Below are 12122 nucleotides of genomic sequence, written 5' to 3' on the forward strand. Positions count from 1 at the left end.
AACCAATTTATTTTTCTTTACTATTTGCTTGCAAATTTTCATCTTGCAAATTATTATCTTCAGTAGATTCTGAACCATCCTCTTTTTGCTCACCGTTTTTTTCTTCATAAGTAGCATCTAATGCTTGTTTAGTTGAATTTAATAAAATCCTTTCAATTTTAAAAATATTTTCTTCTCCTACTTTATCTACTATTCCAGAGTTTTCAAGAACTTTATATAGTTTTTTATTAACGCCAGCAAATTTAACCAAACCATTCTTCTTATGGACTTTAGCAATAAATCCTTTTAGTTCTCGAATAATGGTTAAATCTATTCGTTCTATATTACGCATTCTAATTACAAAATTTTCACCAGTAGGCAATAATCGTTCTAATTCTTCTTTTAGATTATCTACTGAACTGAAATGTAAATTACCACTTAAATCAACTACAATACAATCTTTTTCTTCCCCTTTTTTATCTTCTTCTAAATCTTCTGCTAATTCATCAACATTCTCAGTTTGTCTTAATTCACCTTTTTTAGGATCTTCTTCATAATGAACCGGTTTAATATTTACTTTACTACTTTCTCTTAAGACCACAATTACTGATACTAAAACTCCAAAATAAATTGCATAATCAATACTTGGAGCAGTAATAGTAGCTATAAAAGTACTAATAAAAATCAGAGCATCTCCTTTAGTAGTTTGAAATGCCTGCTTTAATTCCTCGACATCAATCATGCTAACTGCTACTACAATGACTAAACCTGCTAAAGCTACAATCGGAATATACTTAAATACGGGACTAAATAATAACATAAATATCATAATTGCTAATGCTACAAAAAATTCCGATAATCTAGTTTTAGCTCCCGCTTGGTAATTAGCAAAAGATTTAGCAAAAGAACCTGCTATAGCAAAACTACTAAACAATGAACAACCAATATTTATAATTCCCTGCCCAATAAATTCTTTATTAATATTAGCTTCTTCACCAGTTTTAGCAGCTAATGATTTAACTACTGCTAAAGTCTGAATTAAACCTAATAGAGCAATTGATAAACTTTTAGTTATTATCTCTCCTAAATAAGGTACTGAAAGCGAAACTAAATTAAATTCAGGAATCGAAGCAGGCAAATCACCAATTACTTCTATTTGATTCTCTAAATTAAAGGTAAATACTATCACAGTAATCACAATTAAAGTGATTAAGTAAGATGGCAATTTAGAATTAATCTTTTGAATTATGAGAATAGTAACAATAGTTAATATACCCAAATAAACAGTTAATAAATTAACTTGATCTAAATTTACTGCTATTTTATAAATATTAGTAAATAAATTAGGCCCACCAGCTAATGATAGCCCAAGAAAATTTTGTAACTGTCCAACTCCAATTAACAACGCGGCCCCTGTACTCAATCCAATAATCACTGGATGAGAAACATAGTTAACTAAATTCCCCAAGTTTAATAATCCAAAAACAAGTTGAAAAACACCTACTAATAATGTTAGCAAAAACAACACTGCTAAATAATTTTCTCCTGTTACAAATTTCAAACTACTTGCTATAGCCATAGCCATCATATTAGTAGGACCTACTATCATATAACTAGAAACCCCACCTAAAGTAGCTAAAACCATAGATATAATTGAAGTGTAAATTCCATAGATAGGATTAACACCAATAATTAACGCATATGCCATATTCTGAGGTAATGCTATAGCTGCTACTGATAGTCCAGCGAGAAGGTCTTGCTTCAAAAATTCTGACTTATAATTTTTCATCATTTTGATAAAATTAATCTCATTTAGTAAATCTAAAGCTTTATTTTTTTTCATAATTACCTCCTTTTAGAGGTCTAAACATATATATTAATTTTATTATTAAATTATTTTATTATTAATAATTAGAATTTACTATTTCTCTTGAATAAACAATTTCCTGCAAAAATAATATCAGTAATTCTAATTAATTACAAGGAAGTTTTGTAAATATTCTTGTTCATAGATACAAAACAAGGCGATGATATATATCATCGCCTTGTTTTACATATTAACTTACTAAAAATTAAATGTTCCAGAAGCACTAATATAATCTTCAGAATCCATAGTTAAATTAAAATCAACAAACGGTAAATTAAAGCCTACCCCACCAGTATAAACTGCATCTTCCATATTATCAGAATCATAAGTTCCAGCTCGTAATGAGAACATACCCATTGTCCCTTCAAAGCCAAATCTTCTAATATCTGCTCCATCTTCAGGCATCTCTAAATCAGCTGCAAGTCGGGTAGAAAAAGCCTCAATTACTGGAAACTTAAAAGTAGCTCCTGCTCCAATGGTAGTTGTTCTTTCTAAAGAGTCTGTTTCCATATCCATTGTATTGATTATATTTTTAACAGTAGCTCCAGCCTTTAGATTTAAAACATCAGTATCAGTTAAAGTAGCTAACATACCTACATCTGCTCCTATGCCATTATCATCTTCTTCTGTGTAATCTGTAGTTAATGTATTATTATTATTATCTACTACTGTTTCAGCTTTATCATGTCTAGCATATAAATATTTACCACTTACTCCTACTGATAAAGACCCAACTATTGGAGGATCAATAACCTTACTTCCTAAACCCAAAATACCTTGGCCCGTAAAGTAATTATCAGCTGTTCCCTGAGGTAATTTATAAGTTTTTCCTCCCTCAGTATAAGTCTTTTTCTTTCCTTCGTCGAAATTAAAGCGACTATTAAACACTCCTCCTAAACCCATTTTACCTAAATTCAAAGCTGCAATTCCATTAATATTGGCAGTCGTATCACTAGGCAGTTCTATATTTTCTAAGTCAGAAGCTGAAGGATTAGCTTTTAACTTTTCTACTGCATCAATAAAATCAGCTATTTCTTCTATATCTTCTTGGTCCATCTGTCCTCCACCACTAACTTGTAGACCAACTAAGCTATTTTGGGTTAAACCAGCTGGATTCCAATAGATCGCACTAGCATCATCAGCTATAGCAGTAAATGCTCCCCCCATACCATAAGCTTTAGTACCATATCTACTAGCAGCAGCCACAGGATTAGCAACTATAAATAATACTCCTAAAATCAAAATAGCGCTTAAATATTTTTTCATTTTAATTCCACCTTTCGTAGTATTACATCTTGTCTTATTATATCTTTTTTTCTGTCATCTATTTATACTTATTCAATATTAAACTATTGATTCCTTCTTTAATTTACAGGGAAACAGGATACTTTACAAAAGTTTTCAAACACATTAAAACAAGGGCGATAAAATCGCCCTTGTTTTAATGTTCTTCAATTAACTTATTTTTTATTCATAATCACCTGTGCTCCTTGATTAGTAGGAGTAGTCACAACATACTTAGCTTCAACATCTTCTTCAGCAAAGAAGTCTACCATTTTTCTCCCAATTTCTTCTTCATCTTCTAAAGTTAAAGCTATAACTGTAGGACCAGAACCACTGAGTACAATCCCCAATGCTTTAGACTCTAATTGCGTTCTTATTTTTTCAAATCCCGGTAAAATCTTTTCCCTATATGGTTGATGTAACCTATCTTTTAAACCTTCTTTAATAATTTTATAATCTTGCTTTAAGAATCCCGTCAATAACAGCCCCATATGACTAACATTAAATACTGCATCATCAAATTGAACCTGTTGCGGTAATACTTCTCTTGATTTACTAGTTGATAGCTCATAATCAGGAATACAGACTACAATCTTTAATTCAGGCACAGCTATTTTTTCATAAATCACGCGATTGTTTTTATAATTAGAAACAACTATCCCACCTAATAAAGCAGGAGAAACATTGTCAGGATGGCCCTCTATTTTAGTAGCTAAATTAACTAATTCCGAAATAGATAACTTATCCTCTACTAACTCATTAGCAGCTAATAGCCCACCTACAATAGCCGCTGCGCTACTCCCTAGTCCTCTAGCCAGCGGAATATTGTTAATAGCTTTAATGTATAAACCATCTGGTTTATAACCTACTTTAGTAAATAATTGCTTCATTGCTTGATAAATCAAATTATCTTTAGTAGTAGGTAACTGAGTCCTACCTTCTCCTTTAATTTCTATTTCTAAATCTGAAGCTGTTTCTTTGACCTGTACTTCATTATAAAAACTTAATCCCATTCCTAAAGTATCAAAACCTGGGCCAAGGTTAGCAGTGGTTGCCGGGACTTTAACATCAATCATTATTCTTCATCAAGCTCAAATTCATTATGAATAGCTTCTACTGCTTGATCTGCCTCATTTTCCTCAATCAAACAAGAAACTTTAATCTCAGAAGTACTAATCATCTCAATATTAACTTCTCCCCGGCCCAATGCTTCAAACATTCTAGCGGCTACGCCTGGATTAGTAGACATTCCAGCCCCTACAATAGACACTTTAGCTACATTAACATCAGAAATTAATTCTCTATAATTCAATTTATCCTTTAACTCTTCTAAGATAGAATGAGCTTGTTCAAAATCTTCATGGTCAATAGTAAATGTAATATCATTAACATCATTATAGTGAATATTTTGGATAATCATATCCACATTAATCCCAACCTCTGCTAACTCAGAAAAGACCTTTGAAGCAATCCCTGGCTTATCTGGTACTCCTAGCAATGTAAACTTAACCTCATCTTTATTACAAGTAACACCACTTACAACATTAACTTTTTCCAATTCACTTACCTCCTTAATATAAGTCCCCTTACTATCATTAAAGCTAGATCGTACTGCTAACTTAATATTATATTCTTTAGCGATTTCTACTGAACGAGGATGCAGCACTTCCGCTCCTAAACTAGCTAATTCTAACATTTCTCCATAAGAGATATCATTTAACTTTCTTGCATTCTCTACAATTCTTGGATCAGCTGTATAGACTCCATCTACATCAGTATAAATTTCACAAACCTCAGCATCAATGGCTTTAGCCAAGGCTACAGCAGTAGTATCAGAACCTCCACGACCTAAAGTAGTAATATCATTATCAATAGTCACACCTTGAAAACCAGCTACTATTACAATCTTATCTTTAGCTAACTCTTCTTCTAAACGATCTGACTCTATCTCTAAAATTTTAGCTTTACTATGTAAATCATCAGTTATAATACCAACTTGATGACCAGTTAATGAAATCACATCTTCTCCTAATTCATTAATTGCCATTGCTAATAAAGCTACAGAAACTTGTTCCCCAGTAGAAATTAACATATCATACTCACGTTTTGGTGGATTATCTGTAATTTCACCAGCAAGGTCAATTAATTCATCAGTAGTATCTCCCATTGCTGAAACAACACTCACCACTTGGTCACCTGCTCTTTTACGCTCTACTATTCGCTGTGCAACATTCTTTATCCTTTCAGAGTCAGCTACTGAGCTGCCTCCATATTTTTGTACAACTAGTCCCATTCTAGTATCCTCCTTAAATAATTAACAATTTATAAACTTATTCTGTATTACTTCCTAGGTCTTCCCTCCGAGTTTTTTAGAGAACAAAAAACTCTCCGTGTCGCCCTAGGCACTCTGCTTCGAGCCAGTTAAGTGTCTCCGAGTTTTAACAAGCAAAACTCTTCGTGTAGCACAAAGCACTTAATTTTATTACTAATTACATCGCGCAATTAATATGCAGCACATTTTGCAAATTGCCTCTATCCCGCAATCTGTATGCAGTGTTTTATGCTAGTTGCTTACTCTTCTCACTACAAACAATAGCTTACTGCTTTATTATGCACTATCTCCTAGGTCTTCCCTCCGAGTTTTTTAGAGAACAAAAAAACTCTCCGTGTCGCCCTAGGCACTCTGCTTAGAGCTAATTAAGTGCGCAATCTGTATGCAGTGTTTTATGCTAGTTGCTTACTCTTCTACTCGAATCAGATTAGCTACTTCTTTCACAGGATCTAATTTGCTGATTTCTTCTAGAGCTGTGTTTATATCTCCTTCTTTCACCTTATGTGTAATTAATACTAATGGTACAGATTCATCACTTCTACCTTTTTGCATTACTGATTCCATACTTACATTATATTCGCCTAACAGATTAGTAATCTGCCCTAAAACACCTGGTTCATCTAATACTTCTAAACGAATATAATATCTCGTCTCTACTTCTGATGGTTCTTTCACTTTTTTATTTTCAAAACAAGTACAAGGTAATCTTCCTTGGGCACCAAGTTTTATATTACGAGCTACTTCAATAATATCACCAACTACTGCACTACCTGTCGGCATTTGCCCTGCCCCTGGACCATAGAACATTGTTTCTCCAATTGCATCTCCTTCAATAAAGATGGCATTAAAGACATCATTAACATTAGCTAGTGGATGATCTTCAGGGATTAAAGTTGGATGAACTCTAACTTCTACTCCGTCTTCTTCTTCTTTTCCAATAGCTAATAATTTAATTTTATAATCAAACTCTCGCGCATAAGAAATATCTTCTTTAGTAATTCCAGTAATTCCTTCAACATAAACCTTATCTATATCAATTCTTGACTCAAATCCAATTGATGATAAGATTGCCAATTTATAAGCAGCATCACAACCTTCAATATCAGAAGTAGGATCAGCTTCAGCATAGCCAAGCTCTTGGGCTTGTTTTAAAACAGAATCAAACTCTGCTCCTTCTTCATCCATTTTAGTTAAAATATAATTAGTCGTACCATTGACAATACCTAAGATTTTAGTTATCTTATTGCCAGCTAAACTACTTTTTAAAGGTTTAATAATTGGAATTCCACCGCCTACACTTGCTTCAAAATAAAAGTCAACATTATTCTCTTCTGCAGTTAATAAAATTTCTTCTCCATGTTTAGCTATTAATTCTTTATTTGCTGTAATAACACTTTTTCCATTCTTTAAAGACTGCAGAACAAATTCTCGAGCTGGATTAACTCCTCCAATCAATTCTACTACTATCTCAATTTCATCATCATTCAAAATATCTGTAAAATCTTCAGTTAATTCTTCATCGGGGACATCTACTGCTAATTCTTCATCTTTATCTTTAACCAAAACTTGTTTAACACTTAATTTAGCTCCTGCTTTATTAGTAATACTCTCTTCATTTTTATGCAATACTTTATAAACTCCTGAACCCACTGTTCCACAACCTAATAATCCAACTTGAATTTCATCTACTGACATAATTATCACTCCTGATTTATATTTTAAGTTCTCTCAACATAAAGAATTATAACTATATAATTACTTTTTGAAACTCTGCATTATTATTTCTACATTTCTAATACCTTCAATTGAGGCTAAATTATCTATTAACTGCTCTAAAGTTATAACTAAGTCATTAATCTCAATAGTTAAAGTAACATGAGCTACATCCTCCAAAGGAAGATCTTGATTGATTGTTAAAATATTTCCCTTATCCTGAGCAATCTCACCTAGTACTTGTGATAAAACACCTGACTTATCAATAGCTAATAAAGAAAGAGTAACTAGTTCTTCACGTTGTTCATCAGAAAAAAGAAAAATATAGTCTTTATATTTATAATAAGTACTACGACTTAATCCTACCCTTTCTACAGCTTCTTTAACCTGATTTTCAACTCCATTATTTAATAGCTCTTTAGCCTCGACTGTTTTTTTCATTGCCTCAGATAAAATTTCTTCAGAAACTATGTAAAACTTTTCTTCCATAATTTAACCCCTTTAATAGTGTTTCTGTTTCAGAAACATTTGTTCTTTATTTGTAGACACGAACTTCATTTTGAATTATAACACTGACTTTATTTTTTTGCAAGGAATTTTCAAAATAAAAAAGCACAACCTAATTTTGGTTGTGCTTAGAGCTTAATTTATTCATAAATTGGAGTTCCTGTGTTATTAGCTAAATCCCTAAATTTCTCAATTAATTGCTTAGTATAACCGCCTGGTTCTCCGGAACCAATTTGTCTATCATCAATTGTAACTACTGGTATAACTTCAGCAGCAGTTCCAGTTAAGAAACATTCATCAGCAGTATATAAATCATGTCTTGTAAATACTTCTTCGCTAACCTCTAATCCAAATTCAGGAGCTACTTCTAAAACAACTCCACGTTTAATCCCCTTTAGCGCTCCAACGTATGTAGGAGGAGTAATTAATTTATCATCCTTTATAATGAAAATATTATCTCCTGTACATTCAGCTACATATCCTTCATTGTTGAGCATAATCGCCTCTAAAACTCCAGCTTGATTAGCTTCAATTTTAGCTAAAATATTATTTAAGTAATTAAGTGATTTAATCCTTGGATTTAAAGCCTCAGGAATATTACGCCTTGTTGCTACAGTAGCTACCTCTAATCCATTTTCATAAAAATCTTCAGGATAAAGTTCTATATCACTAGCAATAATTAAAACAGTTGGCTCATCACATTTTTGAGGGTCTAATCCTAAATCTCCTACTCCTCTAGAAACTACTAATCTAATATAAGCATCTTCAAGTTCATTAGCTCTAATAGTCTCTAATACAGCTTCTTTCATTTCTGCTCTGTCTAAAGGAATATCAAGCTTAATTGCTTTAGCAGATTCATACAACCGTGTTAGATGCTCTTCAAATCGAAATACTCGCCCATTATAAGCTCTAATCCCTTCAAAAATACCATCACCATACAAAAAACCATGGTCAAAAACTGAAACTTTAGCTTCTTCTTTCTCAACTAATTCATCATTTAAAAATATTTTTTCACTACTCATACTACTCCCTGCTTATAAAAACCTATGCAAAACTATACACAGACCACAATCATACAGGATTAGATTGTGTTAGGTATAATCGCTTGATTATAATCTTCCCCACTGCCCTTAATATTTACAATATCAAGGTACTAGAAAGATACAGATGTTACCCGTCCCTAAATTTTACATTCTAAGCAAAGTCCTTTCTCTACGTGGTGCTTTACCCTATATAAGCTATTTGAAAATTGATTCTTCTTATCAGGTTATAATTATTAAGCAATTTCCAACAACCTTTCCCTGTATTTAGAATATGCATAGTCTTTGCTATAAGCAGGATTTTCACCACCTTCCTTTTTAATATTTTGGATTGATTTTTTATAGCTTTTAAAATATTTCATTCTATCACCTCCTAAATATAGGATGCCCTACATTTAGGCAATAAATTAAAATTTTTACCTTAATTTTAATAATTTTACATTACTATTTTGTAACTGCTTCAACCACCTTTCTGTTGACTATTATCTAATATTATAATTAAAAATTAAATTATTTTCAAATCAAAACTTAGTAATCCTATTCTACTAATATAAATATTCAATCAATTTATTCTTTTCATCTTTAGTTTTAAATTCAAAATGAATCCCATTAAAAAATTTATCTCTTTTTCTTTCCTTCCAAACAATCTTCCCCTGTAATTCATCAAGAGGAAAATTTAAAGAATTTGCATTTAAAATAATAGGATGTTTAGTATCTAAATCATGCTTAGTAATCAATTTAGCTCCTGAAGCACTTATATCTTCAATAATTCCTTTATAAAATTGTTGGATTCTATTTTCCACAACATAATACTCAATTTTCTTATTAATTGTAATCCGCTCATAATCTCTTCTTTCCACTAAACATAATACTTGTCCATCTTTTTTAACTTTACAAGTATAATCATTATTTTTTAAAAATTCTTTGACTATTACTGGAATATGATAAATTTCATTTTTTACTTTAAAAATTAAAATTAATTCTCTCTTTTTAGGAGTATACTTATTTAAACTAATTTTAATTTGATTACTACTTAATAATACAGTCTCATTAATTTCTACCATAGCTTGTCCTTTAGTTCTGATGTACTTTTTATAAATTTTATTTTGATTAAAGAAATCTCTAAAATTAAATTTATGTATTATTTTCACTTCAGACATCAAATTGCTAACTCCCTTCTTAATTAACTTACAACTATAAAATCTAATCTAATTATAACAAGCATTTATAAAAAAAGAAAACATTTAATACAAAAAAAGGAAGTTATAAAATAAAAATCAGAGAGGGTTACCCTCTCTGATCTAAAAAGTTATTTTACATTAACTTTTTCTTTTAGAGATTTACCAGCTTTAAATGCTGGAACAGTTCTAGCAGGAATCTGAATTTCCTCTCCAGTTTGAGGATTACGTCCCTTTCTAGCACTACGATCTCTTACTTCAAAACTACCAAATCCAATTAATTGGATTTTAGCTCTTTCATCTTCAGATTTTTTAGCTTCTGCCTCCAAATCTTCAGAAATAACGTCTAACATAGCATCAAGAGTTTCTTTAGTGTCTTTTTTAGTTTGACCAGTTTTGTCTGCAATCTGGTCTACTAGATCAGTTTTAGTAATATTGTTCGCCACAAAATTCACCCCCTATTAAGCCTTTGTTATTAGTATGCCACAGATAAATTTCTAGATACCCTCTATTATTCCTGCATTTTTTAATAATTTTTTTAAAAAAACCCAAAAAAAATAAAAACCCGGCCCACAAGACCGGAAAAAAATTACAATATAATACATATAAGTCCTCCGCTTCCTTCATTTACAATCTTTTGCAAAGTATCTCTTAATTTATCTTGAGCATTAACAGGCATCCTATATAACTTATTATTAATCCCATCTTTTACAAGTTCATGGAGGGAGCGCCCCAAAAAATCCGATTCCCAAACTGCTTCCGGATTTTCTTCAAATTCATTCTCAAAAAAAGCAATTAATTCTTCACATTGTTTTTCTGTACCTACAACAGGTGATACCTCCGTTTCTACATCAGCTCTTATCAAATGTAAAGAAGGAGCAGAAGCATGTAATTTAACTCCAAAATGACCTCCTCGATTAATCTTAGTTGGTTCATCAAATACCATATCTTCTAAATCTGGAGTAACAATCCCATATCCTTCTTGTTTAGCTTGATCTAAAGCCTCAGCAACTCTACTATATTCTTCTTTAACTTGGCTTAAATCTTGAATTAAATTAAATAAATGACGAGCATCATCAATTTGTAAATCAGTTTTCTCCTCCAGAATTTTATAAAATAAATTAGCTTCTAATTGATAATCAACTGTAGCAATACCATTCCCTAAATCTAAATCTATAACTTCAACCTCACCTGCATGTTCGTTTTCTCTTAAACTTCGTGCAAAATGATCTACATCTCGAATAGTATTGAGATTCACAATTGCTTCATTAAGTCCGTTATCAATTTCTTCATTCAACCAGTGGTCATTTTCTAATTCTTCTAACCAGATTGGTAATTCAATATTAACTTCTCTAAGGGGGAATTCATATAATACTTCACGTAGTAACTCATTAATATCTTTAGTCCTTAAATTAATACAGTCAACAGGAATTACTTTTTTATTATATTCCTCTTCTAATTCTGCAGCTAATTGCTGAGTTTTTTGACTTTCTGGCTGAGCAGAATTTAAAGCAATTATAAACGGCTTATCTATATTTTTTAATTCATTTATAACTCTTTTCTCTGCTGCCACATAATTATCACGTTCTAAATCAGTAATAGTACCATCAGTAGTTACTACTAAGGCAATTGTAGAATGATCATTTACAACTTTTTGAGTCCCAACTTCTGCAGCCTTTTGAAAGGAAATGGCTTCTTCAAACCAAGGCGTAGTTACTAATCGGGGACCAGATTCCTCTTCATAACCTAAAGCTCCTTCAACTTTATAACCAACGCAATCAACTAAGCGTACATTAAAATTAACATTTTCATCTAAAGCCACCTTAGTCGCCTGATTAGGCACAAATTTAGGTTCAGTGGTCATAATAGTTTTACCTTCCCCACTTTGGGGTAACTCATCTTGAGCTCTTTCCTTGTCATACTGATCATCCATATTAGGTAATACTAACGAATCCATGAATTTTTTAATAAAGGTCGATTTTCCCGTCCTAACAGGACCTACAACTCCAATATAAATATCACCATTTGTTCTATTTGCAATGTCTTGGTAAATATTAAATTTTCCCATTCTTTTTCCTCCTTTATACTACCACTTAGCGCTAATAACCTATCTAAGAAGTATCATTATATATATATGGCAGACAACTTAAAATATTACTTTATTATCTATATTTAGTTTCACCTAAGGGTGAAACTTAATAGTGATCAGTAATGAGAAAAGA

General features: G+C 31.6%; 11 protein-coding genes. All 11 read right to left on the reverse strand.

What is annotated here, in order from left to right; genetic code table 11:
- Positions 1–7: 7 nt before the first annotated feature.
- Positions 8–1822, reverse strand: a complete 1815-nt coding sequence (locus JOC47_RS04100; protein ID WP_239550902.1) for a SulP family inorganic anion transporter — start codon at positions 1820–1822, stop codon at positions 8–10.
- A gap of 222 nt (positions 1823–2044) precedes the next feature.
- Positions 2045–3112, reverse strand: coding sequence for a hypothetical protein (locus JOC47_RS04105; protein ID WP_204700705.1), 1068 nt, complete (start codon positions 3110–3112; stop codon positions 2045–2047).
- Between the two features lie 194 nt (positions 3113–3306).
- Positions 3307–4206 (reverse strand): homoserine kinase, encoded by a 900-nt coding sequence (thrB, locus tag JOC47_RS04110; protein ID WP_204700706.1) that lies wholly within the window; start codon positions 4204–4206, stop codon positions 3307–3309.
- On the reverse strand, positions 4206–5423 hold the full coding sequence (locus JOC47_RS04115; RefSeq protein ID WP_204700707.1) for an aspartate kinase: 1218 nt from the start codon (positions 5421–5423) through the stop codon (positions 4206–4208). Before JOC47_RS04115 ends, thrB begins: the two co-directional genes overlap by 1 nt.
- 444 nt (positions 5424–5867) lie before the next feature.
- Entirely contained in the window at positions 5868–7157 is a 1290-nt protein-coding gene (locus JOC47_RS04120) for a homoserine dehydrogenase (RefSeq protein ID WP_204700708.1), read from the reverse strand.
- Between the two features lie 60 nt (positions 7158–7217).
- Positions 7218–7664, reverse strand: a complete 447-nt coding sequence (locus tag JOC47_RS04125) for an ACT domain-containing protein (RefSeq protein ID WP_204700709.1) — start codon at positions 7662–7664, stop codon at positions 7218–7220.
- Positions 7665–7822: 158 nt separating this feature from the next.
- Positions 7823–8704 carry a branched-chain-amino-acid transaminase gene (gene ilvE, locus JOC47_RS04130; RefSeq protein ID WP_204700710.1) on the reverse strand — a complete coding sequence of 294 codons (882 nt, stop codon included), beginning with the start codon at positions 8702–8704 and terminating at the stop codon, positions 7823–7825.
- A gap of 254 nt (positions 8705–8958) precedes the next feature.
- Positions 8959–9084: a hypothetical protein gene (locus JOC47_RS15665; protein ID WP_275579364.1), complete on the reverse strand. Its 126-nt coding sequence runs from the start codon at positions 9082–9084 to the stop codon at positions 8959–8961.
- Positions 9085–9267: 183 nt separating this feature from the next.
- Positions 9268–9882, reverse strand: a complete 615-nt coding sequence (locus JOC47_RS04135; RefSeq protein WP_204700711.1) for a PilZ domain-containing protein — start codon at positions 9880–9882, stop codon at positions 9268–9270.
- Between the two features lie 149 nt (positions 9883–10031).
- Positions 10032–10334, reverse strand: coding sequence for an HU family DNA-binding protein (locus JOC47_RS04140; RefSeq protein WP_338035315.1), 303 nt, complete (start codon positions 10332–10334; stop codon positions 10032–10034).
- A gap of 155 nt (positions 10335–10489) precedes the next feature.
- Positions 10490–11968 (reverse strand): stage IV sporulation protein A, encoded by a 1479-nt coding sequence (gene spoIVA, locus JOC47_RS04145; protein WP_204700713.1) that lies wholly within the window; start codon positions 11966–11968, stop codon positions 10490–10492.
- Between the last annotated feature and the right edge of the window lie 154 nt (positions 11969–12122).

Source organism: Halanaerobacter jeridensis (assembly GCF_016908315.1).
GTDB lineage: Bacteria > Bacillota > Halanaerobiia > Halobacteroidales > Halobacteroidaceae > Halanaerobacter > Halanaerobacter jeridensis.

What these genes read in the sequence shown, in the direction of transcription:
- JOC47_RS04100 (WP_239550902.1), bottom strand. Translation starts at nt 1,822, where the DNA reads ATGAAAAAAAATAAAGCTTTAGATTTACTAAATGAGATTAATTTTATC.
- JOC47_RS04105 (WP_204700705.1), bottom strand. Translation starts at nt 3,112, where the DNA reads ATGAAAAAATATTTAAGCGCTATTTTGATTTTAGGAGTATTATTTATA.
- thrB (WP_204700706.1), bottom strand. Translation starts at nt 4,206, where the DNA reads ATGATTGATGTTAAAGTCCCGGCAACCACTGCTAACCTTGGCCCAGGT.
- JOC47_RS04115 (WP_204700707.1), bottom strand. Translation starts at nt 5,423, where the DNA reads ATGGGACTAGTTGTACAAAAATATGGAGGCAGCTCAGTAGCTGACTCT.
- JOC47_RS04120 (WP_204700708.1), bottom strand. Translation starts at nt 7,157, where the DNA reads ATGTCAGTAGATGAAATTCAAGTTGGATTATTAGGTTGTGGAACAGTG.
- JOC47_RS04125 (WP_204700709.1), bottom strand. Translation starts at nt 7,664, where the DNA reads ATGGAAGAAAAGTTTTACATAGTTTCTGAAGAAATTTTATCTGAGGCA.
- ilvE (WP_204700710.1), bottom strand. Translation starts at nt 8,704, where the DNA reads ATGAGTAGTGAAAAAATATTTTTAAATGATGAATTAGTTGAGAAAGAA.
- JOC47_RS15665 (WP_275579364.1), bottom strand. Translation starts at nt 9,084, where the DNA reads ATGAAATATTTTAAAAGCTATAAAAAATCAATCCAAAATATTAAAAAG.
- JOC47_RS04135 (WP_204700711.1), bottom strand. Translation starts at nt 9,882, where the DNA reads ATGTCTGAAGTGAAAATAATACATAAATTTAATTTTAGAGATTTCTTT.
- spoIVA (WP_204700713.1), bottom strand. Translation starts at nt 11,968, where the DNA reads ATGGGAAAATTTAATATTTACCAAGACATTGCAAATAGAACAAATGGT.